Source organism: Idiomarina sp. HB (assembly GCF_048059115.1).
GTDB lineage: Bacteria > Pseudomonadota > Gammaproteobacteria > Enterobacterales > Alteromonadaceae > Idiomarina > Idiomarina abyssalis.
In genome coordinates, this window is record NZ_JAYLVU010000002.1 from 496,791 (window position 1) to 518,238 (window position 21,448).

Annotated in this window: 22 protein-coding genes; 11 read left to right on the forward strand and 11 right to left on the reverse strand. The window is 49.3% G+C overall.

Annotated elements, in window-relative coordinates; genetic code table 11:
* The first annotated feature begins 93 nt into the window (after positions 1–93).
* On the forward strand, positions 94–1,047 hold the full coding sequence (locus tag VBY75_RS08160) for a Dyp-type peroxidase (RefSeq protein ID WP_054489941.1): 954 nt from the start codon (positions 94–96) through the stop codon (positions 1,045–1,047).
* On the opposite strand, the gene argR is transcribed toward VBY75_RS08160, so the two are convergent.
* Positions 1,023–1,496, reverse strand: coding sequence for a transcriptional regulator ArgR (gene argR / locus VBY75_RS08165; RefSeq protein ID WP_054489943.1), 474 nt, complete (start codon positions 1,494–1,496; stop codon positions 1,023–1,025). The two genes, VBY75_RS08160 and argR, sit on opposite strands and share 25 nt — an antisense overlap.
* Before the next feature lie 187 nt (positions 1,497–1,683).
* Between argR and mdh the strand changes: the two genes are divergently transcribed.
* Entirely contained in the window at positions 1,684–2,616 is a 933-nt protein-coding gene (mdh, locus tag VBY75_RS08170; protein ID WP_054489946.1) for a malate dehydrogenase, read from the forward strand.
* A gap of 569 nt (positions 2,617–3,185) precedes the next feature.
* Here mdh and ispB read toward each other — a convergent pair.
* A complete protein-coding gene (ispB, locus tag VBY75_RS08175) occupies positions 3,186–4,157 on the reverse strand; it encodes an octaprenyl diphosphate synthase (RefSeq protein WP_222236972.1) in 972 nt (323 codons plus the stop codon).
* 192 nt (positions 4,158–4,349) lie between these two features.
* On the opposite strand from ispB, the gene rplU reads away from it, so the two are divergent.
* The 8 genes from rplU to VBY75_RS08215 all read left to right on the forward strand — a co-directional run bounded on the left by rplU (position 4,350) and on the right by VBY75_RS08215 (position 10,747).
* Positions 4,350–4,661, forward strand: a complete 312-nt coding sequence (gene rplU, locus VBY75_RS08180) for a 50S ribosomal protein L21 (protein WP_011233736.1) — start codon at positions 4,350–4,352, stop codon at positions 4,659–4,661.
* A gap of 15 nt (positions 4,662–4,676) precedes the next feature.
* The gene (gene rpmA, locus VBY75_RS08185) at positions 4,677–4,934 is read left to right on the forward strand and encodes a 50S ribosomal protein L27 (RefSeq protein WP_054489947.1); all 258 of its coding nucleotides are present in this window, start codon (positions 4,677–4,679) and stop codon (positions 4,932–4,934) included.
* Between the two features lie 116 nt (positions 4,935–5,050).
* The gene (gene cgtA / locus VBY75_RS08190) at positions 5,051–6,205 is read left to right on the forward strand and encodes an Obg family GTPase CgtA (RefSeq protein ID WP_222236473.1); all 1,155 of its coding nucleotides are present in this window, start codon (positions 5,051–5,053) and stop codon (positions 6,203–6,205) included.
* 72 nt (positions 6,206–6,277) lie between these two features.
* A complete protein-coding gene (gene folA / locus VBY75_RS08195; protein ID WP_222236474.1) occupies positions 6,278–6,778 on the forward strand; it encodes a type 3 dihydrofolate reductase in 501 nt (166 codons plus the stop codon).
* A gap of 111 nt (positions 6,779–6,889) precedes the next feature.
* Positions 6,890–7,264 carry a DUF3718 domain-containing protein gene (locus VBY75_RS08200; protein ID WP_199493701.1) on the forward strand — a complete coding sequence of 125 codons (375 nt, stop codon included), beginning with the start codon at positions 6,890–6,892 and terminating at the stop codon, positions 7,262–7,264.
* Positions 7,265–7,412: 148 nt separating this feature from the next.
* Positions 7,413–8,864, forward strand: a complete 1,452-nt coding sequence (locus VBY75_RS08205; RefSeq protein ID WP_271331869.1) for an alpha/beta hydrolase — start codon at positions 7,413–7,415, stop codon at positions 8,862–8,864.
* Between the two features lie 3 nt (positions 8,865–8,867).
* On the forward strand, positions 8,868–9,602 hold the full coding sequence (locus tag VBY75_RS08210) for an ATP-binding cassette domain-containing protein (protein ID WP_416511939.1): 735 nt from the start codon (positions 8,868–8,870) through the stop codon (positions 9,600–9,602).
* Positions 9,602–10,747, forward strand: a complete 1,146-nt coding sequence (locus VBY75_RS08215; protein WP_416511941.1) for an ABC transporter permease — start codon at positions 9,602–9,604, stop codon at positions 10,745–10,747. The genes VBY75_RS08210 and VBY75_RS08215 overlap by 1 nt, the downstream gene beginning before the upstream one ends.
* A gap of 358 nt (positions 10,748–11,105) precedes the next feature.
* Here the strand turns inward: VBY75_RS08215 and VBY75_RS08220 are convergent, their stop codons facing one another.
* The 7 genes from VBY75_RS08220 to folE2 all read right to left on the reverse strand — a co-directional run bounded on the left by VBY75_RS08220 (position 11,106) and on the right by folE2 (position 18,402).
* Entirely contained in the window at positions 11,106–12,425 is a 1,320-nt protein-coding gene (locus tag VBY75_RS08220; protein WP_416511943.1) for an NAD(P)/FAD-dependent oxidoreductase, read from the reverse strand.
* A gap of 370 nt (positions 12,426–12,795) precedes the next feature.
* The gene (locus VBY75_RS08225; protein ID WP_199493704.1) at positions 12,796–13,365 is read right to left on the reverse strand and encodes a GNAT family N-acetyltransferase; all 570 of its coding nucleotides are present in this window, start codon (positions 13,363–13,365) and stop codon (positions 12,796–12,798) included.
* Positions 13,365–14,744 carry an adenosylhomocysteinase gene (gene ahcY, locus VBY75_RS08230; RefSeq protein WP_224797873.1) on the reverse strand — a complete coding sequence of 460 codons (1,380 nt, stop codon included), beginning with the start codon at positions 14,742–14,744 and terminating at the stop codon, positions 13,365–13,367. Before ahcY ends, VBY75_RS08225 begins: the two co-directional genes overlap by 1 nt.
* 46 nt (positions 14,745–14,790) lie before the next feature.
* Entirely contained in the window at positions 14,791–15,801 is a 1,011-nt protein-coding gene (locus VBY75_RS08235) for an adenosine kinase (protein WP_273023692.1), read from the reverse strand.
* A 50-nt stretch (positions 15,802–15,851) separates the two neighbouring features.
* Entirely contained in the window at positions 15,852–16,808 is a 957-nt protein-coding gene (locus VBY75_RS08240; RefSeq protein WP_416511946.1) for a cobalamin biosynthesis protein CobD/CbiB, read from the reverse strand.
* A gap of 24 nt (positions 16,809–16,832) precedes the next feature.
* Positions 16,833–17,384 carry a DUF2726 domain-containing protein gene (locus tag VBY75_RS08245; protein ID WP_054491174.1) on the reverse strand — a complete coding sequence of 184 codons (552 nt, stop codon included), beginning with the start codon at positions 17,382–17,384 and terminating at the stop codon, positions 16,833–16,835.
* Between the two features lie 91 nt (positions 17,385–17,475).
* A complete protein-coding gene (gene folE2 / locus VBY75_RS08250) occupies positions 17,476–18,402 on the reverse strand; it encodes a GTP cyclohydrolase FolE2 (protein ID WP_278355551.1) in 927 nt (308 codons plus the stop codon).
* A 208-nt stretch (positions 18,403–18,610) separates the two neighbouring features.
* Here folE2 and VBY75_RS08255 point away from each other — a divergent pair, with 208 nt between their 5' ends.
* The gene (locus VBY75_RS08255) at positions 18,611–18,961 is read left to right on the forward strand and encodes an Hpt domain-containing protein (RefSeq protein WP_054491172.1); all 351 of its coding nucleotides are present in this window, start codon (positions 18,611–18,613) and stop codon (positions 18,959–18,961) included.
* Here the strand turns inward: VBY75_RS08255 and arcA are convergent.
* Together arcA and VBY75_RS08265 are read right to left on the reverse strand one after the other, a co-directional pair.
* Positions 18,955–19,677: a two-component system response regulator ArcA gene (arcA, locus tag VBY75_RS08260; protein WP_054491171.1), complete on the reverse strand. Its 723-nt coding sequence runs from the start codon at positions 19,675–19,677 to the stop codon at positions 18,955–18,957. The two genes, VBY75_RS08255 and arcA, sit on opposite strands and share 7 nt — an antisense overlap.
* A 100-nt stretch (positions 19,678–19,777) precedes the next feature.
* Positions 19,778–21,397: an ATP-binding protein gene (locus VBY75_RS08265; RefSeq protein ID WP_199493710.1), complete on the reverse strand. Its 1,620-nt coding sequence runs from the start codon at positions 21,395–21,397 to the stop codon at positions 19,778–19,780.
* Between the last annotated feature and the right edge of the window lie 51 nt (positions 21,398–21,448).

Here is a 21,448-nt window from a genome sequence, read left to right on the forward strand (position 1 = left end):
CGAATACAGGCATTCTATAATGCCTCGTGCGCTATTTAATGTAAAAGCGAATAGAACGAACACACAAAAATAACAGTTAAACGGGAGAATAGGGTGGATAAAGCTCAGTCAGGAGTCTACGCGGAACCTAATCTGCATGGTCTGACGTTGTTTTGTCATGTCATGAGCGACGACGTTGAAAGTTTACGCCGTAAACTGGCTCGCTTTCCAGCCATTTTACGCGATCTTGACGCCCGCTTCTCAGAAGCCATGTTAACAGGCTTTGTCGGCATAGGCGCCGATTACTGGGACATTCTTTACCCACACAAGAAGCCACTTCACTTGCAGGCTTTCCCCGAACTTTCCGACGGCGACCGGGAAGCACCAAGACACCCTTATGATCTCATCATTCAAATTCGTTGTGACCGCTTCGACGCTAACTACCTTGCCGGGCGCACATTAATTGAATGGTTTGGTTATGACATTGAAGTGGTCGAGCAAATTCGTTCCTTCCGTTATCTCGACGGCCGCGACTTGACCGGTTTTATCGATGCGCCTGACAACCCCAGGGGCATGAGCAAACGTAAGGTGGCATTAGTAGAAGAAAAAGACGATGCCGACTTTGTGGATGGCAGTTATTTGTTCGTACAAAAGTTTCGTCACGACTTACGCCGCTGGGACTACCTGGGCCCGGAAAAACAAGAGCAACTCATGGGGCGTGAAAAAGTCTCAGGCGAACGTTTATCCGAAGCTAAAATTGAAGGCGTTACACATGCAGCCAAAAGTCGTCTAGTGGACGGCAATGAACAACCCATTCCTTTACTGCGGCAGAATATGCCCTGGGGTGACCTGCGCGAACAGGGGCTGCTCGCTATGTATTTTAGTCACACACCGAAAATGGTGGTGCAGTGGCTAAAAAATCGATATTACGCCGACGAACAAGGGGCCTACGATCCGTTACTGGATTATTCGCAAGCGGTATCCAACTGCGGCTTTTTTGTGCCTTCAATGCGTTTTATGGAAGACAACAAAGAAGTAGCGGATCAGGAAGAAGGTAATACCGCCTGACTGGCAAACAACTCCCGGACCTTTTTCAGAGTAAAGTCGATATCAGCAACTTTGAGCGGCGCGATAAAAATAGTGTCGTCGCCGGCTATCGTACCAAGCACACCTTCTTTTTTACCGACAGAGTCAAGCAAGCGGGCAATCAACTGAGCCGCCCCCGGGCTGGTGCGAATAATCACCATGACATCATTGTGCTGAATATCCAGTACAAGCTGGCTTAATGGTGCCTTAGTGGAAGGTACCGCTAAGTCGGGCGGTAAGCAGTAGACCATTTCCTGCTTTGCATTGCGGGTACGAACCGCGCCTTGCTTACTCAACATGCGCGAGACTTTAGACTGGCTAATGTTATCAAAGCCCTCGGCTTTCAAGGCATTAACAATTTCTCCCTGTGAGCCATAACGCTCTTCGCGAAGAAGGGTTTTAAAAGCTTCGAGTAACGTGTCTTGCACCATGAGAGAGTTCAATTCCTATACTGGTTACATGCTATAATAACCCCCAGTGTACTGCATATAGATGCGCTATTCGAGTGCTGAATGTGTACCGCGCAAAGTTGTATTTTTAGTGATATTGGAGTACAGTTTTGCGCCAAATTCTGCATTTTTATGCAGTTAAAATTGACTAACAAAAACGGAGTCTGAGATGAAAGTAGCCGTATTAGGTGCGGCCGGTGGTATCGGCCAGGCATTGTCATTACTTCTGAAAACCCAGTTACCAGCAGGTTCAGAATTATCGCTGTATGACGTTGCGCCAGTAGTTCCAGGTGTAGCGGTTGACTTAAGTCACATCCCTACCGACGTGAAAGTAACAGGCTTCGGTAAAGATGATCTTGCGTCAGCATTAGTTGGCAGCGACATCGTATTAATTCCTGCCGGCGTACCTCGTAAGCCAGGTATGGATCGCTCTGACCTGTTCAACATGAACGCCGGCATCGTTAAAAACTTAGTACAAGGCGTTGCAGACAACTGCCCTGACGCCTGTGTTGGTATCATCACCAACCCGGTAAACACCACAGTACCAATTGCTGCCGAAGTCCTGAAAAAAGCAGGTTGCTACGACAAGCGTAAACTGTTTGGTGTAACGACTCTGGACGTTATCCGTTCAGAAGCATTCGTTGGCGAGCTACGTGGTCTGAACCCTGAAAACGTAAACGTGCCAGTTATTGGTGGCCACAGCGGCACAACCATTCTGCCATTGCTGTCACAAGTTGAAGGCGTTGAGTTTACTGAGCAAGAAATCAAAGACTTAACTCACCGTATCCAGAACGCAGGTACTGAAGTCGTTGAAGCAAAAGCCGGCGGCGGTTCAGCAACCCTTTCTATGGGTCAGGCAGCAGCACGCTTTGCATTGTCATTGCTGAAAGGCCTGCAAGGTCAGGACACTATTGAGTGCACTTACGTAGAAGGCCCAGGCGACAACGCTAAGTTCTTCGCACAGCCAGTACGCTTAGGCAAAAATGGCGCCGAAGAAATTCTGTCTTACGGCAAGCTTAGTGCCTTCGAACAGAAATGCATGGACGAAATGCTCGACGGCCTGAAAGGCGACATCCAAAAAGGCATCGACTTCGCCAGCTAAGCTTTCAGTAATCCGCTCTTGAAAATATTGGGGCAGGCCAGCATTGGCTGGCCATTGCAGGTTATCTTTCGAAAGACGCCTGCAAGTACGTCCCTGTAAGGCTTGGGCAGCGCCATCCTTGGCGCTGCACACTTTCTCCAGATAACCCACAATGGCATATCGCCAATACTGACCAACCCCAATATCTGCATGCTACTTGCTGAAAGGTATGTAGTCAGGAGCTATGTTTGGACTTTCCACCTGATGTGAATATCAGGCTACCTCCAGATAACCCGCAATGACTTTTCGCCAATACTGATCTTCCCCAATATTTTTCCAGCTAGATGTACGCTCAAATGTTCCAATTGATACACAGTGTTAGCTTTTTAATTATCAGGCTAGAAGATGGTTAAAAGGGGCAGGCTGTTGGATTGTGAGCGTTACGAGTGTTGAAGGTTTCTATGGCGGAGTGTCGAAGGCCATGGATGGCCTTCGTCAAGCCCTCATGGATGAGCTCGTAGCGTCTCCGCCATAGAAACCTTCAATGCTCAAGCGAAGCAAGCCAACAGCCTGCCCCCCCAAGACATTTCTTACGCCACCCGGTCCACTGCCAGGTGGGTTAGGGTGAGAAGGGCTTGTTTGTAGTCGGAGTCCGGGAGATCGCTTAATGACTGGCGCGCTTGTTCGGCGGCTTCTAAAGCTTTATCGCGGGTGTATTGCAAAGCTCCCGTTCGTTCCATAGCCGTAAGCACGGTTTGTAAGTGCTCACGTCCGTCGCCTTGTTCAATGGCTTCGCGAATCAGCTTTTGCTCGGTTTCGTTGCCGTGCCACATGGCGTATAACAACGGCAGTGTGGGCTTACCTTCTGCTAAGTCATCACCGGCATTTTTGCCCATAGATTCGCTGTCGGCGGTGTAATCCAGTAAATCGTCCACCAACTGAAACGCGGTACCCAGGTAACGACCGTAATCGGCCAGTTGCTGCGTTACTTTTTCGTCCTGTGCGGTTAATACGCCGGCCAGCTCAGTTGCGGCTTCAAACAGCTTAGCAGTTTTTCCGTAAATGACATTGAAGTAGCTGGCTTCTGAGGTATCCGGGTCGTTACAGTTCATTAACTGCAGTACTTCACCTTCAGAAATAACGTTGGTGGCATCCGCTAAAATCCGCAGAATCCGCAGGGAGTCTAAATCGACCATTAGCTGAAAAGCGCGGGTATAAAGGAAGTCACCCACCAGCACGCTGGCTTCATTACCGAATACTGCATTAGCGGTTTTACGTCCACGGCGAAGCTCCGACTCGTCGACGACATCGTCGTGCAGCAGGGTCGCGGTATGAATAAACTCGATAATTGTCGCTAGTTTGCGGTGGTCGTTACCTTCATAACCCAGGGCTCGGCAAGCTAATATGGCAAGCAGTGGGCGTAAGCGTTTACCACCACTGTTGACAATATAGAGGCCTAACTGGTTAATTAAGGCAACATCCGATTGAAGTTGTTCACCTATTAAAGCATTTACGCCAAGCATATCGTCTTTGGCTAATGCGTTAATGGACTGCATATCCATCATAGATATCTGTTTATTTACAAAATTTAACGGAAAAGGGATGGTACACTATTTAAGGCGGCGCGGAAACTCAAAGCGCGGCAGATGGCGTAGCCTTTAAGTTCAAATAAAGGGTTGCGATCGCTGGCGGGATTACGTACAATTCGCGCCCTGATTTGAATTTGGATGCCCAATAGGGTTGTGGAGAATAATATGTACGCAGTATTCCAAAGTGGCGGTAAGCAGCACCGTGTGTCTGAAGGCCAAATCGTCCGCCTGGAAAAACTGGAAGCAGCTACCGGTGATGTAGTTGAATTCGACCAGGTTTTGATGGTTTCTGACGGCAACGATGTAAACATCGGTGCTCCGTTCGTATCCGGTGGTAAAGTGAAAGCGGAAGTGATTGATCACGGTCGTGGCGATAAAATTAAAATCGTTAAGTTCCGTCGTCGTAAGCACTCTCGTCGTCAACAAGGCCATCGTCAGTGGTTCACGGAAGTGAAAATCACTGGTATCAACAGCTAATTAAGGAGTAACGACATGGCACATAAAAAGGCTGGTGGTTCTACTAAAAACGGTCGCGACTCAGAGAGTAAACGTCTCGGTGTTAAGCGCTTCGGTGGTGAGTCTGTATTAGCAGGCAACATCCTGGTTCGTCAACGTGGTACTAAGTTCCACGCGGGAGCGAACGTAGGTATTGGTAAAGACCATACATTGTTTGCAACCTCAGAAGGCAAAGTGTCTTTTGAAGTGAAGGGCAGCAAAAACCGTAAATTTGTGAGCGTTATTACTGACTAATAACGTGAACATAAACTGAAAAGTTTCGGTTCTGAAAGCCCTGCCTTACGGCGGGGCTTTTTCATATGTGCTAGAATTTTGCACAGTATTCTCTAAGTGATAAGTAGCAAATTGCGATGAAATTCGTTGATGAAGTAGAAGTCCGCGTAGATGCGGGTGACGGCGGTAATGGTTGTATCAGTTTCCGTCGCGAGAAGTACATTCCCAAAGGTGGTCCCGACGGTGGTGACGGCGGCGATGGTGGCGATGTCTACCTGCAAGCCGATGAAAACCTGAATACCCTTATCGACTATCGTTTTGAGCGCTTCCATAAAGCGGAGCGTGGGCAAAATGGTATGGGTAAAAACTGTACGGGTAAACGCGGTAGCGATATTGTGCTGCCGGTTCCTCCGGGTACTCGCGCTACCGACGTCGACACCGGCGAAGTTCTTGGCGATTTGACGCAACATGGTCAGCGGTTAATGGTCGCCAAAGGCGGCTTCCATGGTTTAGGTAATACACGTTTTAAAAGCAGTGTGAACCGTGCTCCTCGGCAGAAAACCGATGGTACTCCGGGTGAAGTGCGCTCATTAAAACTTGAACTCATGTTGCTGGCCGACGTGGGCTTACTGGGTATGCCAAACGCCGGTAAATCGACCTTTATTCGTTCGGTTTCAGCGGCGCGTCCTAAAGTAGCGGACTACCCCTTTACCACGTTAATACCTAATTTGGGGGTTGTGCGTCCGGCACCACATCAAAGTTTCGTTATTGCCGATATCCCGGGTCTTATCGAAGGTGCCGCTGAAGGCGCTGGCCTGGGTATTCGCTTCCTGAAACACCTGGAGCGTTGTCGTTTACTGCTGCATTTGGTGGACTTAGCACCTTTTGATGAGACCGACCCTGCAGAGCAGGCACGTATCATCATCAATGAACTGGAAAAATACAGTCCTAAACTGGCAGAAAAACCGCGCTGGCTGGTCATCAATAAAGTCGACTTACTGCTGGACGAAGAAGTTCAGGAAAAAGTTGATGAGCTGGTTAAAGCGCTGGACTGGGACGGCCCGGTATTCCAAATTGCGGCGTTAGAAGGACGCGGCAGTGATGCTCTTTGTCGTGAGGTTATCTCGTACCTTGAGACCTTACCTGCACCTAGCACGGAACAACAGGAAGAAGCCGATCCAGTTGAGTTTATGTGGGATACCTACCACGAAGAAGTGCTGGAAGAAGAGCAGGATGACGAAGACGACGACGATGATGACGATCACGACGTCGAAGTCATTTATCAGAAGTAGCCTGACATTTATGTCAGGTGGGATATTGTTTCCTGGCGTAAACGTCAGGCTACGTATTAAGGGTATCGCCGAATGAAAATCTCACTAGTGGTTGCAATGGCAGATAACCGGGTTATCGGCAAAGACAATAAAATGCCATGGCATCTTCCGGATGAGTTGCAGTATTTCAAAAAAATTACTTTGGGTAAGCCAATTGTTATGGGTCGACGAACCTTTGAATCAATTGGCCGACCTTTACCCGGGCGCAAAAATATCGTTCTAAGCCGTCGAACGGATCGTTCGGAAAATCAGGACAGTCAGGTCATCTGGGTATCTGGTGTGCAACAAGCTATTGCGGCTGCAGGGCCGGTTGATGAACTTATGGTCATTGGTGGAGGAAAAATTTATGAAAAATTTTTACCGCTCGCAGACCGCCTATATGTTACTAAAATAGATCTAAATGTTGAGGGCGATACCTATTTTCCCGACTATCTCCAAGTCGCTGATTGGCAAGAGGTAGAGCGGCAAAACTTTGCCGCCGACGAGCGTAATTCACATAACTTCAGTACCCTTATTTTCGACAGGAAACGTTAATAAGAAGTTATAAATTCAGTAACTTACAACAATTTTAGGCCATTGCAGCAGGCTTGAGTTCGTAGTATCATCCCTGATGAATTTTTGAACAATCTTGTGATGGGGTTTTACATGAAAGCGATTGTATTAGGCACCTTGATGGCTGCTGTTGCAGCGACAGGCGCAACATTCTCAAAAAGCGCAGAAGCAAATGAATTAGCTTTGAGCTTGTGCACATACGTACAAGGTGACGACACCATGCGTATGCGTAAGAAACTGCGTGACTCTCGTGTCCGTGTACGTGATATCTACAGCGGCATCCAGTGTAATGGACAAAGCTTACTGCAATTCGCAATGGCGAACGGCTCACAAGAAATTGGTAGCTTCATCGTTGGTCGTCTGTCAGTAGATGAACTGCAAAGCTCAGGCGACTACGAGTGGGCTCAGTCTAACGGTCATGGCGACACCGCCATCGCTCAGGCAATTAAAGAACGCGCTGGCTTTTAATTAAAAGACTTATTGCGTATTTCAAGAGCCCGCAAACGCTGTTTGCGGGCTTTTTTACATCTTCTAACAATTCAATCAGTAACTTACCTTGTAATTCTTCCCCGTTCTCTACGACAATAGATCCGTTACGCAAACAAACGGAATCGTTATGAAACAATGGATGGCACGAGCTTTGCCGGTACTGTTATTGGGGTTAGCTCCGCTGAGCAGTTTGGCACAGACAAAAACAACCGAAGCTGCAAGCTGTTATCTTCCCGGCGTGCAGGAACAATTGCATTGTGGAACGGTGTCAGTTCCGGAAAATTATGACCAGCCTGAAGGCAAGCATATCGGCATTTATTACGCCGTACTGCCGGCAGTTCAGGAAGGCGCCAAGGCTGATCCAATGCTTATTCTCGCAGGCGGGCCCGGGCAGGCGGCGACAGAGCTTGCGCCAATGATAGCGCGAATGTTTGAGGGAGTGCGCCAGAAGCGGGATATTCTCTTAATCGATCAACGCGGCACAGGGAAAAGTCATCCGTTGAAATGCGATATCGAGCGGCCAGATGAACTCATTCGCGCTGACGATGAGCAAGACCTTGCAGAGTTGAGCCGTGAATGCCTGAAGCAATACCCTAATACTGATACAACGCAATATCACACCGTTAATGCGGTAAAAGACTTCGAACGGGTACGTGAACATTTAGGAATTGAGCAACTGAATTTGTATGGCGGATCATACGGCACCCGGGTAGGGCTGACTTATTTGCGTGAAGCTCCAGGCTCAGTTCGTACCGCTACTTTAGATGCAATTGCACCACCTCAGGTTGTTATTGGTCCTTTTGGTCAACATGGTGCTGACGCATTTGACGCCATGTTAGAAGACTGCACAGAACAAACTGCGTGCCGTGAGAAATTTCCAAAGCTTGAACAAGAATATTATGAGGTGATGGCTGAACTCGAAGCTCAGAATATCTTATTGGAAACACGTGATCCTTTGTCCTTCGAGCCTCTCGAAATTAAACTGACACCAGGGCGTTTCAGCTCCATTATGCGAGTGGCTTTATACCACCCGAACACTCGTCAGCTTTTACCTTATGCTATCCACTCTGCCGCGGCAGGAGACTACCATGCCATTCTTGGACTCATGGGTGGCACCATGTCTCAAAGCAGTATCTATTTGGGGTTGATGTTGTCGGTCGTCTGTTCTGAAGACCTACCACGAGCCACACCAGAGCTGCTTGAGCAAGACGGCGACAATCAATTTATTGGCAGTCGCACCGGCGACGCCTTTGTTGATATGTGTGCGGGTTGGCGCTCATCGAGTGTACCTGGTTACTGGTCTGATCCTGTCGTTAGCGACAAACCGGTATTGTTATTATCCGGTGAGTTAGATCCGGTAACACCGCCTGAATGGGGAGAGATTGCACACCGGACTTTGCCCAACAGTAAGCACTTAGTTGCGCCAAACGCAGGCCATACCATTGCCAGCCATACATGTGCGAATCAACTTGTTGCGGATTTTATTGAGCAGGGCTCAATCGAAAATATAGATGGCAGTTGCTTAACTAAGCAGAGTCTTAAGCCTTTCGTACTGAACCAAAATGCAGCGGGGCTATAAGGGATGATAAACGTAGATGCACTAACAAAAACATTTAAAAATGTGCAAGCGCTGGATTCGCTCTCGTTTCAGGCAAAAGACGGTGAAATTACCGGGCTCCTTGGCCCTAATGGCGCCGGTAAAACCACTTGTTTGCGTATTATTTACGGATTACTGCAGGCCGATACCGGTAAAGCTGAAATTGAAGGTGTCGATGCGAATCAGAACCCCATTGATGCCCGCCGTAATCTGGGCATATTTCCCGACAAATTCGGTCTTTACGAGCGTTTGACGGTACGTGAGCAAGTGGCTTACTTCGCCGGACTTCACGGTCTTACCGGTAGCAAGCAAAAGCAAGCTGTCGAACAAGTGATAGAAAAGCTCGACATCAAAGAGTTGGCCGACAGACGTACAGCCGGTTTTTCGCAAGGCCAGAGAATGAAAGTAGCGTTGGCACAGGCACTGGTGCATAACCCTAAGCACTTGATTCTTGATGAGCCCAGCCGCGGACTGGACGTAATGAGTACCCGTATTTTACGAGACGTGCTGCGCGAGCAGCGTGCGCAGGGTACCTGCATTCTGTTTTCCAGCCACGTAATGCAGGAAGTTGCAGCACTTTGTGACCGGGTGGTGGTTATGGCAAACGGCAAAGTTGCCGCAGAAGGAACCCCACAAGAGCTGTGCGACATGACAGGCGAGCCACAACTGGAAGATGCCTTCGTGAAGATAATTGGTACTGACGAGGGGATAGCAGCCTGATGAGTGCATTAACCTCTGTATGGAAAAAAGAATTTCGTGATGCAATTCGAGACAAGCGTTCCGTTCTGGCAGCTATGTCTTATGCTTTTTTCGGACCACTGTTAATGGCCGTGGCATTCTTTTTTCTGATTACGCAACTGACCGATAAAGCCGACATTGAAATTACTATTGAAGGTGAAGAAAACGCACCACAACTGGTTGATTTTCTTAATGAACGAGGCGTCGTCCAGAAGCAGGGTGAATGGGCAAAAACCGAAACGCCTATAGTCCTTACTTTGCCTGAAAACTGGCAGGAAAGCGTTCGTAAAGCAGAACCAGTAGAAGTGACTTTACGGGCAGACTGGTCCGCACAAAAACAGCAAACCGATATTAAGCGAATAGAGCAGGCAGTGCAGGCTTATTCAAGCCAAATAGCCGCATACCGTTTAACACTGCGCGGCGTCGACCCACGCGTGATTCAGCCGGTACAACTGCAGAAACAGGACCTGGCAACCCGTGGCTCAAAGGCGGCTCTGATCATGGGCAGTGTGCTGGTCTTTATTATTCTGTCCGTGTTCTGGTCCGGCATGAACGTCGCCATAGACATTAGTGCAGGTGAACGCGAGCGTAACTCACTGGAGTTTCTGCTGAGTCAGCCACTAAGTACCTGGGATATCGTGACCGGTAAAGCACTGACTGCAACAACCTTCTCATTGTTCGGGGCAATACTGTCACTGGTACTTATTCCCATTATTTTTGCCTACGTGCCATTGCATGAAATTGGCATGAACGTGAACTTCAGTGTCGGTATGATGGCGTTGATGTTCATACTGCTGGTGCCGTTAGCTCTCTTTGCTACCGCCTTGCAGTTGTTCGTGTCCTTCCGGGCGAAGAACTTCAAAGAAGCACAAACCTACATCAGCTTCTTGCTGATCATTCCAATGGCAGCTTCTTTTGGTGTGGAATTCGCACGCCTTAAAAACCCAATCCTTTACTATCTCCCGCTAACCGGTCAGCATCAGGCATTTCTGTCACTGATACGAGGCGAAAACGTAAACGTCATGGGAACGGTCATCAGCGCAATTGCCACCCTGGCAGCCGCATTGCTGCTCATGAAATACATAGCCCGAATGCTCAAAAGCGAAAAAATCGTCTTCGGCCTGTAGCTGAGGAGAATAGCGAGCGCTGAGGTTACAAGGGCTATTGTGGAGGACGCCCGTGAATACATCCCTGTAGGGCTTGGGCAGCGCCATCCATGGCGCTGCACACCTCCACAATAGCCCTGTGTAACCGTTGGGCGCGCTCGCTATCTTCCGCTTCAGATAAGAAGCGACTTAAGCCGTTATGAGAGAGTCTAAAGGGGCAGGTTGTTCACTTGTGAGCGCTACGAGTGTTGAAGGCTTCTGTGGCGGAGTGTCGAAGGCCATGGATGGCCTTCGTCAAGCCCTCATGGATGAGCTCGTCGCGTCTCCGCCACAGAAGCCTTCAATGCTCAAGCGAAACAAGTGAATAGCCTGTCCCGTCTCAGTCGAGTAGGCGGCCGTAGTGGTAGTAAAGCCATTGGCCCAGGCGGCGGAAGCGCGGCAGTGGGAAGGGCTTTAGTTGTGACTGGTAGTACGGTAGCTCGGGCAGGGGTTGTTCCATGGCGGCTTCTGCCAGTCGCTGGCCTGCTAAGGCGGTAAAGCTAACACCGGCGCCGCAGTAACCCATGCTGGCGTAGATATTGTCTTTTACTTTGCCTATTCGCGGGTAATCGTCCAGTGATACACTAACCCAGCCACTCCAGAAGTGTTCCCATTTGTTGATATCCCGCAGTTGCGGAAAGGTCTGGTGCAGAGCCGTTAGCAGACGTTTGGCATAAACAGCATCGGCGGCATTTTTCCCCTGTATGGCACCGCGGCCGCCAAACAATAAGCGGTTATCCGGCAGTAAGCGGAAGTAGTACTTCAGTATGCGAGTATCCATTATGGCGTACTGGGGTGACAGCTTAATGCTTTCAACTTGTTCTTTACTCAGAGGTGGGGTGGTAATAATGCTCGACAGTACCGGTAGCGAGCGACTGGCAAGCTCCGGAAGTAATTGCCCTGAGGTATAGCCGTTAGAACAAACTAACAGCTTACGGGCGCGTACAGCGCCTTTAGCGGTTTGCAAATACACGCCTTTGCCGCCAAGCGACACCGCCTTTGTTACCGGGCAATGCTCAACTAACTGCGCACCGGCTGCAACGGCCCGTCGGGCGGTGGCGGCAGCTAATAACATAGGGTTCAGAGCAAAGCAGTCGGTGAAGCGTAAAGCCGCATGAGCCTGCGGGCTGGAAACCAGGTTGCTCAATTGCTCTTGCGTCAGCCATTCCACCGGCTGGTTAAATTGTTTGAGCTGGTCATACTGTTTCTTTAACGGATCAATGGCGCCGGGTTTATGCGCTATTTTCAGATAACCACCGTTTTGGCGCTGACAATGCTGAGGGCACTCCTGTACCGTTTCCTCAACCAGCTTCAGCGCTTTCTGGTGTTCGGCGGCAATGCCTTGCGCAACTTCGTTGCCCAGGCGTTCAGCCCAGGCTGACAAGCCCAGTCGACCGGTACTTTTCATTACAAAGCCAGCATTACGGGAGGAACACCCCCAGGCTAATTGGTTAGCCTCAAACACCGCAACAGAGTGCCCGTTTTCAGCCAGAACCCGGGCTGCATTTAAACCAGTATACCCAGCTCCAATAACAGCAAACTCTACTTCCTCCGGCGCATCAACACACTCCGGAAAATTGGCCTGCGTATGCTGCTGCCAATAACTAGGCTCAGGAGCATCATGAGGCCCCGGAGGCGCATTAACCAAAGAATCATACATAATCACCACCTATTAAAGCAGAGAAGGACAGGTCATTCACTTGCTTCGCTTGAGCATTGAAGGCCTCTGTGGCGGAGACGCGACGAGCTCATCCATGAGGGCTTGACGAAGGCCATCCATGGCCTTCGACACTCCGCCACAGAGGCCTTCAACACTCGTAACGCTCTCAAGTGAATGACCTGTCCTTCTAGCATATCCATGTTTACGATAAATTGCTGCGATTACGTGAGATGCCGGGTAGAGAGCGCGCCCGACGGTTGCAATGGGCTATTGTGGAGGTGTGCAGCGGCATGGATGGCGCTGCCCAAGCCCTACAGGGATGTATTCACGGGCGTCCTCCACAATAGCCCATGCAACCTCAGCGCTCGACTTACGTATCGAACTTCAGCAGCATTTCGCCGGCGTCGCAGTAGCAGGTGCCGTCGCACACAGGGCAATAGTAGCCGTCTTCTACTGAGGCTTTGTACCAGCGTTTTTCGTGTTGTTTAATCATTTCACCGCCGCAGCGGGTGAAATATTCATAGGCGCTGTTTTTGGGGCTTTGCATCCAAATATGCGCTAAGCCACCCTGGCAGCCCAGCTCTTTGGCTGAAGCTATGCTGCGATACAGCAACTCTTTGCCTATGCCTAAGCCACGTGCCTTTTCCGATACGGCGGCGCATTTAAAGTAGCACAGTTTGTCGGCCGGAATTGGCCAGGCGTCAGGGGTGCAAAAATCATCAATGGGCCATTGTCCGGGGGCCAGGGTAATTCTTATACCTAAAGGTGTATCGCCGCGCAGGGCTATCCAGTTCAACTGTACGTTACCAGCGGTACCGCCGGCTAAATACTGCTGAAAACTGTCTTCGTTCAGGTAGTTGTCACCATGAACTTCGTTGGCCAGATCAATAACGGCCGCCATATCGGCAGCCGTTATTTCACGATAAATGATATCGCTCATTAGTAGCGGTACTCGTCTGTCTTAAACGGACCTTCTGCATCAACGTGAATGTAGTTGGCCTGATCCGCTGTCAGCTTGGTGATAACGCCACCAAAACCCTGCACCATGTAACGTGCCACTTCTTCGTCCAGTTGCTTCGGCAGAACTTCTACGCGCAGGTATTCTTCCTGCTGCTTTTTGTCCATGTCGGCAAACTTTTGTCCAAACAAGTGAATCTGCGCCAGTACCTGGTTAGCAAAAGAGCCATCCATAATACGACTTGGGTGACCGGTTGCGTTACCCAGGTTCACCAAGCGGCCTTCGGCCAGCAGAATCAGGTAGTCGTTATCATCGTCTGAGCGATAAATTTTGTGTACCTGTGGCTTAATTTCTTCCCAGCGCCAGTTTTTGCGCATAAAGGCCGTGTCAATTTCGTTGTCAAAGTGGCCAATGTTGCAAACCAGAGCGGTAGGCTTAAGTGCTGCCAGCATATAACGGTCACACACGTCCATATTACCGGTTGTGGTGACAATCAGGTCGGTATTGCCCAACAAGTCTTTGTTAATGTTCTCGCCATTACCTTTGTTGTTACCGTCAATGTAAGGAGAAACCACTTCAAAGCCGTCCATGCAAGCCTGCATAGCACAAATTGGGTCAATTTCGCTGATCTTAACAATCATGCCTTCCTGACGCAGACTTGCGGCAGAACCTTTACCCACATCACCGTAACCAACAACCAGAGCCTTTTTACCTGACAATAAGTGGTCAGTTGAACGCTTAATAGCGTCGTTCAGCGAGTGGCGGCAACCGTATTTGTTGTCATTTTTTGACTTAGTTACGGCGTCGTTCACGTTAATGGCCGGAACTTTCAAAGTGCCTTTTTCCAGCATATCCAGCAGGCGGTGAACGCCGGTAGTGGTTTCTTCGGTAATGCCGTGTACTTTGTCCAGCATTTGTGGGAATTCGTCGTGGATCATCAGGGTTAAATCACCGCCGTCATCCAGAATCATGTTGGCATCCCACAGCTCGCCGTCTTTGTGGCAAGTTTGCTTTAAGCACCAGTCATACTCTTCTTCAGTTTCGCCTTTCCAGGCAAATACCGGAACACCGGCAGCGGCCATAGCGGCAGCAGCGTGGTCCTGAGTAGAGAAAATATTACACGACGACCAGCGTACTTCTGCGCCCAGCTCAAGCAAGGTTTCAATCAGCACGGCTGTTTGAATGGTCATATGGATACAACCAATAATGCGGGCTCCGGCCAGTGGTTTGCTGTCAGCGTATTTACGGCGGATAGTCATCAGCGCCGGCATTTCGGACTCAGCAATCGCAATTTCCTTGCGACCCCATTCTGCCAGGCTAATATCTGCAACTTTGTAGTCTTGCGAATTTTCTACACTCATAGCGACTCTCTTTTTCAGTGATCTTGTCGGTGAACTTGTAATGAGTTCAGGCGGTTTGAGCCTTCATAACACGCTCAATTAACTGCTGTTGACGCTCTTTATCCAGTCGAGCACCAAATTCGGTAACCAGTTCAGCGGCCGCGTGGCTGGCCAGACGGCCTGCGTCTTCTAACGGCATATTACGGGTTAAACCGTACAGCATAGCACCTGCGAACATATCGCCGGCACCGTTGGTATCAATAGCTTTAACCGGCACCCCAGGAACATGAACCTGACGCTCACGGTTAGCAATTAAGGCGCCATCTTTGCCCAGAGTAATTGCAACCGTGTCGGCTTGCTTTAGTAATACGCTTAAAGCCGCCTGAGGATCGTCCTTACCGGTTAATAATTCTGCTTCCTCACGGTTACAGAACATTAAATCGACACCACCCTCAAGAATTTCATCAATGCCGTCGCGGAAAAATTTCACCATTGCCGGGTCAGAGCAGGTCATAACCAGTTTGGTGTTGTTATCGCGCGCCACTTTTTTAGCATGCTGAATAGCACCACGGGCAATTTCCGAGGTAATTAAATAACCTTCAATATAAAGGTAATTTGCTGCTGCAATCGCATGGTCATCAATTTCAACGGTGGACAAGTCAGCGGTAATGCCCAGGTGTGTACGCATAGTGCGTTCAGCATCCGGGGTAACCATGACCAGGCAACGACCGGTGATACCCGGGTTCTGCTGCTTTTTAAGGCTGGTTTCAATACCCACTTGTTCTAAGTCCTGACGGTAAAACATACCCGCTTCATCGTCTGCAACTTTACAACAATAATAGGCTTTTCCGCCAAACTGAGCAAAAGCCACCAGCGAGTTAGCGGCTGAGCCACCCCCACACTGCTTTTTTAATTCACCCAGTTCGCTGAGTTCGGCAATCAGAGTATTTTGAGCGTCTTCGTCAATCAGCTCCATCATGCCTTTTTTCAAATTGTGCTTTTGGAGGAAGTCATCAGTGACCTCAAACTCCTGATCCACCAGCGCATTGCCAATGCCGATTACATCAATGGTTTTCATAGTATTAAATGGTTGCCTTATTAGGGCGCGTAGTATACCCGATGAGTCGGTCAGGGTCGATAAATGAACAGAGCAAAAAGTGCAATAACCAGACAAGCAATGAAAAAGATCTGCCATTGCCTTTGCCAGCGCTGCGCCCGGGGCAATAACAACTCTGCCGGACGGCCGTCAAAACGCTGTCGCGCAATACGAATTCCCTGAACTTGTATAGGCCCGCCCAGGCTTACCCGGTGACAATAACTGAAACTCTGTAACCAACTGAGCAGCACAGTCGGGAACAGTGGGTTACGGTTTAGCGACTGCAGTTTGGGCTTGTTGGGCTGAAACAACGCCATAAAACGCGCTGCCAGCGACAGTAAAAACGAAGGGAAAAAGTGGCTTATGGTGTACAGCCAGTGAGTTGCCAGGCCAAAATGGCGGTAACGGGCCTGAGCAATGGGCCATATCTGAGTCAATTCATAGACAGTACGTACGCCAAGCGCTGCTAAAGGGCCGCCAATAAACCAAAAGAATAAAGGGGTGAAGCGGTGCTCTAAAATACTGGCGGCACGTAATTCCAGACTGGTTTTTGCAATGCCGTGTTCGCTGAGTAAGTCACAGTCGCGCCAGGTGACGCGGCTTAGCCAGGCGCGGGCGGCATTTTTACGACCCCGCTGTAAGTGGCTGTCCGCCAGGCGCACCGCATGAGTAACGGGTTGCTGACGTAAACTGACCAATAGAATAAGCCAGCCAATGGCAAGTTCCACTTCGGCACCGGCAAAGACAATAGCCGCCGGCAGCAGCACCAGCAGTGACATGGTTAACCAGGCCAGAAAACCGGCAATACGTTGTTGGCTGACCGGGCGTCCGGGTTTGTTCACCTTGCCGCTCATGTAGGAAGCCATTAGCCGGAAAACGGCAAGTGGATGCCATTGTTCCGGCCACGGAAACCAGCGCTCTGCCAGCAATGCCAGCAGAGCGAGAGTCACAGGGGATAACAGAATGTCGTTTAAAAGCTCCGTGTTCATGCAGCTATACTGCCACGGACATGGTTAAGCGGCAATCGGCTGGTTATCTTTGTCTCTATTGGTTGGTACGGCTGCGCGAACGTGCTCGGCCTGACGAATTTTGCCATGAATGTAGTCGTGTAGCTCAGCTACACGGTAACCCGGCTTGGCTTTAAAGCGCAGGAACGGCAAGCCGGCTGCGGCTAACGTATTTTTCAAAAACAAGTTACGTTTTTGCTGATTCAGCGAAGACTGTCCGGGTTCCAGCTCAATGGCAGCTTTTACCTGCATGGTGTGAATGTCGCACAGTACATAGTCAAGGATACGCTGGCTGGCTTTGTTGTGCGCGTCTTTACGGGCAGTTGCCGACAAGCCGGAACGCACGGTAACAATATCGCTTAAGCGGACTTTAGTGAAAATACGGAAATCATCGCCGACCGACTTTTCCAGCAGTGTCAAAAATTGGTCTTCCTGAGCCGTGCACAGGGTCGTATCTTTTAGTCTATAAGGGTAGGGGACGTAGTTTTCGGACATTCGGCTGGCAATAACGGCCACCGCAATTAATACAACAACAAACAACAACAAGATAATTTCCATTTTCACACCTCATCAGAAAATTGACGCTCTGTGAGGTGTGAAGCAAAAGCTGTGCCACTAATGGCTGCTTATGGAATTAATTTAAGCCGGGTTAGGCTGAATAACCACCCGGAATACCTTTGGTGGTGACACTGACAGCATCGTGTGCGTGCAACGACTCGTAGTGGTTCACTCGTAACCAGAAGTCACGGAAGTGTGACATTTGGTTCAACTGGTGCTGTAAGCGGCGCGATGCGTCTTCACAGAACATTAGGTTTTGTCCGTTCAAACGGGCAAACTCTTGCTCATCTTCACGTTTCACTGCAGCCTGAACCGGCGTCTTCAGCGCATCTTCAACAGCGTCAATCAGTTCCACAATAGGAAAGTCAGTAACGCTTTCGCTCAATGCCACTTTAACTTCAGCAATTGAACGCTGGCTGTGTGGTGTAGCGACAATACCTTCGGTCGAACCTAACCATTCGTGCATGGTGGCTGCATCAACTTGTTCCTGACCGGCAAACTGGGCACTAAAGGCGTCCTGAATTAACTGACGCGCTAACGCTGCAGAGCACGGGCAAGTTGACGAGTAAGGCACATCAACAGACAGCTCCAGCTTTAGTTTTCCGGCATCGTAGCGACCGGTTAAGGTCACCGGGTAAGCTTTCCAGCCCTGTTTTTTGCTTATCAGCGACTTGCGGCGTAAGTGGTAGTCAAAATCAAACTTAATAAAGGCCTGATCACTGATGTCTTTATGACTTTCAATAAAGTCATTCAGCAGCTGCTTCAAAGTATCATGACTGAGTTCACCTTCGGTCGAGAGTTTGTCCAGCAATAAATACAAGCGAGACATATGGATACCCTTGGTTTTCGGGTTCTTCAGGTTGACGAAAGCTTCCACTTTAGCGGCCACAGGGCGCTCTGGTACGCCGGCGGCGGCTACCATAAGTGGAACTTCAATGTTGCTCATGCCAACCCAATCGAGGGCTCCCTCTGTCTGGGCCTGCGTTTGGTTGGCTACGTCGGGCATAACTGTTGGCATTCGTTGTGAACTCCAAGTCTCGTGAATATTGTCCGGCCAGATTGATCTTGATCAAGTTGGCTCAGTCTAAAGGTGGGCATTATATCGCAGAATTTAACCAGGTGACACCGATTGCCCTAATCGATTCTATCTGTGCACTGTGCACAGTGGTTGACTCAAAACAGGAATACGCCGAGGATAGGGTTTTGGATTGATGGAGCACACAAAGATGGCAGAAAAATCGGATATCGATACCGAACTGTTGCAACAATACCTGGATACTCTGGGTGCCGAGGGCATAAAAGCAACCCTTACAACCTTTGACGGTATTATTCAAAGCTACGCTAAGCTACTGCATCAGGCAGCTAAAGAACGCAACGAAGACGAGTTACGCAAGCAGGCACATAAAGTGAAAGGTGCTTGTAGTTCGGTCGGTTTAACGGCTCTGTCAAAAAACATGGAAAGAGTAGAGAAAGAAGACTGGGAATGGCCAGTGGCAGAACGCCTGTTAATAGAATGGGCCGATGCGGTCATTCCGCACCGGCAGCAAATTGACGCCTGGTTAGCGAAGCATCACTGAGCTTGCTGATCAACCTCACCAATAAAACGATAACCTTCACCATGGATGGTGGTAATCAGGTTTGGCGTTTCCGGGTGTGACTCGAAATGACGACGAATACGGCGAATGGCAACGTCAACTGTACGGTCATTTGGACGAAGTTCGCGGTCCAGCATACGTTTAACCAGTGTTTCGCGGTCAAGGATACGGCCCGGGTTTGACAAAAACAGCTCTAACGCGCGGTATTCACTTTTCGGCAGACGGAACATCTGGTTTTCCGGTGAGTACAGGCAGCGACTGTCGCTGTTTAAACGCCAACCGTGGAACTGGAACTCAACACTGTTGTTTTCAACCGGATTGCTTGAGCGTGAAGCTTCAATGCGACGGCACAGGTTGCGTACGCGAATAGTCAGCTCTTTCGGGTTGTAAGGCTTAATGAGGTAATCATCAGCACCCAGTTCCAGAGCCAATAAGCGGTCGTCTTCGCTGTCGCGCCCGGTTAAGAAAATTAAGCCAATGTTGTCGCTTTCGCGTAATGACTCGGCAAGTTCCAGACCATTTTTGCCTGGCAGGTTAACGTCCATGATTACGACATCAACACGTTCCTGACGCATGATGTTTTCCATTTGCAGGCCATCAGCTGCATCAAAAACTTCGTAGCCTTCTTGTTGGAATAGACGGGTAAGAGTCTGGCGAGTAACAACTTCGTCTTCAACAATCAATATTCTGGCATTCATAAGCGTTGATTTTCCCGGAAAGTTCGTCGCTGTGCGTACGGTGTTGAACTTATATTTATAAAAGTTATGACGTTACATTATGACTTTTGTTTGAGATTTTTCAAGCATTGCTGACTAAAGTGACGGGAAAACGAACAATAAACTCCACCCCGTTCTTTTCCTCACTAAAGAAGTGAATGTTACCGCCTAATACCTGAGTCACCAGGTTATAAACTAAATGCAGACCCAAACCACTGCCGCCGGAACCTCGTTTGGTGGTGACAAAGGGATCAAATATTTTACGGCTGATATCGCTCGGCACGCCTTTGCCGTTATCGGCGTAAACCATTTCCAGCTCAGAGTCGTTCTGCATGCTAAAACTAATATCAATTTGCCCGTGGTCGTAGCCGTCAAAAGCGTGGATCATGGAGTTCACAATAAGATTTATCAGCACCTGGTTCAGCGGTCCTGCCTTAGCGCGTACCGTCAGGTTGTCCGGACAAGAAATTCGAATTGGGAATTTTTCCGGGTCAAGGCGTCGCGGTTTAACCGAAATAAGAACATCGTTCATAAAAGACGGAATATGAATGTCGCGATCCACTTCCGATGACTGGTCAACGGCCACTTGCTTAAAGCTAGTCACTAAGTCGGCGGCGCGGCCTAAGTTGCGGTAAATAATTTGCAGGTTTTCGTCACAGTCACTCAAAAAGCGCTCAAATTCAGACGTTGAAATGCGTTTCTCGTCAAACTTTTCCTGCATAACGGTCAGTTTGTCCTGCAATAAGGTCGAAGCCGTTACTGACAAACCAATGGGTGTGTTAACTTCGTGCGCTATGCCGGCAACCATGTCGCCCAGCGACGCCATTTTCTCCGACTCAACCAGTTGCCCCTGATACTGGTGCAACTGCTCCAGCGTTTTTAACAGCTCACTGTTCGATTCTTTCAGCGCTTGAGTGCGCTGCGTTACCTGCCGCTCCAGCTCGGTATTTAACTGACTGGCTTCTTCTTCGGCACGGCGCTGACGACTGATATGCTGCTGCACTCTGTCCAGCATGGTATTAAAGGCGTGTGCCATCATGTCAAACTCTACCAGCTGCGAGGGTGCCAGGCGCAGCGAGTAATTCTTGTCCCGCGCTACCTGAGAAATGACATCCACGACTGAGTCGAGCGGTGTCACAATGGTTTTTCTTAAACGCAGAGTCACTAACCAACAAAGCAGCAGTGTCAGCACAAATACCACAGCGGCTATGCCAATAGAGCGCCACATAAATAAACGGGCCTGCTCCAGTGAGCCACGTAAGTAAACATAACCGATTACTTCGCTATCCAGCACTACAGGCTGCGACACTTCAATGTAGTTGTCCTGAATTTGCGGCGAGGTCAGTCGGTCGAGTTTTGAAAAGCGCGCCGGAATAGGAGCCAGTCCCTGTTTGTTGTAGCTGGAGAAAAAGGTCAACTCGTTACTGGTTTCATCCAGTTTGTAGACATGAACGTGCTGAATAAAGTCAGTGTTTTGCAGTGAGTTTAGCCGTTGCTTTTCGGTTGCGTTGTCATTAAACACCAGACTACTGGCTGCATTACCGGCAACTATGCGGGCGTACGAAAGCGACTGCTCATGCAGAGACTTCTCGTACTGAGCAACCTGGCTAACAATATTGACGGTAAAACCGACAAGAAGCGCGAAGCTGGTGACCAACAACACGATATAAATCAGTATGCGCTTCAGTGAAATAGTATGCATTCAGTCTACGGCTCAGTCTCTGAAAAAATTATTTGTATATTGATGTTAGCA

What these genes read in the sequence shown, in the direction of transcription:
- folE2 (WP_278355551.1), bottom strand. Translation starts at nt 18,402, where the DNA reads ATGCCAACAGTTATGCCCGACGTAGCCAACCAAACGCAGGCCCAGACA.
- VBY75_RS08255 (WP_054491172.1), top strand. Translation starts at nt 18,611, where the DNA reads ATGGCAGAAAAATCGGATATCGATACCGAACTGTTGCAACAATACCTG.
- VBY75_RS08225 (WP_199493704.1), bottom strand. Translation starts at nt 13,365, where the DNA reads ATGAGCGATATCATTTATCGTGAAATAACGGCTGCCGATATGGCGGCC.
- VBY75_RS08200 (WP_199493701.1), top strand. Translation starts at nt 6,890, where the DNA reads ATGAAAGCGATTGTATTAGGCACCTTGATGGCTGCTGTTGCAGCGACA.
- VBY75_RS08210 (WP_416511939.1), top strand. Translation starts at nt 8,868, where the DNA reads ATGATAAACGTAGATGCACTAACAAAAACATTTAAAAATGTGCAAGCG.
- cgtA (WP_222236473.1), top strand. Translation starts at nt 5,051, where the DNA reads ATGAAATTCGTTGATGAAGTAGAAGTCCGCGTAGATGCGGGTGACGGC.
- VBY75_RS08235 (WP_273023692.1), bottom strand. Translation starts at nt 15,801, where the DNA reads ATGAAAACCATTGATGTAATCGGCATTGGCAATGCGCTGGTGGATCAG.
- VBY75_RS08205 (WP_271331869.1), top strand. Translation starts at nt 7,413, where the DNA reads ATGAAACAATGGATGGCACGAGCTTTGCCGGTACTGTTATTGGGGTTA.
- mdh (WP_054489946.1), top strand. Translation starts at nt 1,684, where the DNA reads ATGAAAGTAGCCGTATTAGGTGCGGCCGGTGGTATCGGCCAGGCATTG.
- VBY75_RS08240 (WP_416511946.1), bottom strand. Translation starts at nt 16,808, where the DNA reads ATGAACACGGAGCTTTTAAACGACATTCTGTTATCCCCTGTGACTCTC.
- VBY75_RS08220 (WP_416511943.1), bottom strand. Translation starts at nt 12,425, where the DNA reads ATGTATGATTCTTTGGTTAATGCGCCTCCGGGGCCTCATGATGCTCCT.
- ispB (WP_222236972.1), bottom strand. Translation starts at nt 4,157, where the DNA reads ATGGATATGCAGTCCATTAACGCATTAGCCAAAGACGATATGCTTGGC.
- ahcY (WP_224797873.1), bottom strand. Translation starts at nt 14,744, where the DNA reads ATGAGTGTAGAAAATTCGCAAGACTACAAAGTTGCAGATATTAGCCTG.
- rplU (WP_011233736.1), top strand. Translation starts at nt 4,350, where the DNA reads ATGTACGCAGTATTCCAAAGTGGCGGTAAGCAGCACCGTGTGTCTGAA.
- VBY75_RS08215 (WP_416511941.1), top strand. Translation starts at nt 9,602, where the DNA reads ATGAGTGCATTAACCTCTGTATGGAAAAAAGAATTTCGTGATGCAATT.
- rpmA (WP_054489947.1), top strand. Translation starts at nt 4,677, where the DNA reads ATGGCACATAAAAAGGCTGGTGGTTCTACTAAAAACGGTCGCGACTCA.
- folA (WP_222236474.1), top strand. Translation starts at nt 6,278, where the DNA reads ATGAAAATCTCACTAGTGGTTGCAATGGCAGATAACCGGGTTATCGGC.
- VBY75_RS08265 (WP_199493710.1), bottom strand. Translation starts at nt 21,397, where the DNA reads ATGCATACTATTTCACTGAAGCGCATACTGATTTATATCGTGTTGTTG.
- argR (WP_054489943.1), bottom strand. Translation starts at nt 1,496, where the DNA reads ATGGTGCAAGACACGTTACTCGAAGCTTTTAAAACCCTTCTTCGCGAA.
- VBY75_RS08245 (WP_054491174.1), bottom strand. Translation starts at nt 17,384, where the DNA reads ATGGAAATTATCTTGTTGTTGTTTGTTGTTGTATTAATTGCGGTGGCC.
- arcA (WP_054491171.1), bottom strand. Translation starts at nt 19,677, where the DNA reads ATGAATGCCAGAATATTGATTGTTGAAGACGAAGTTGTTACTCGCCAG.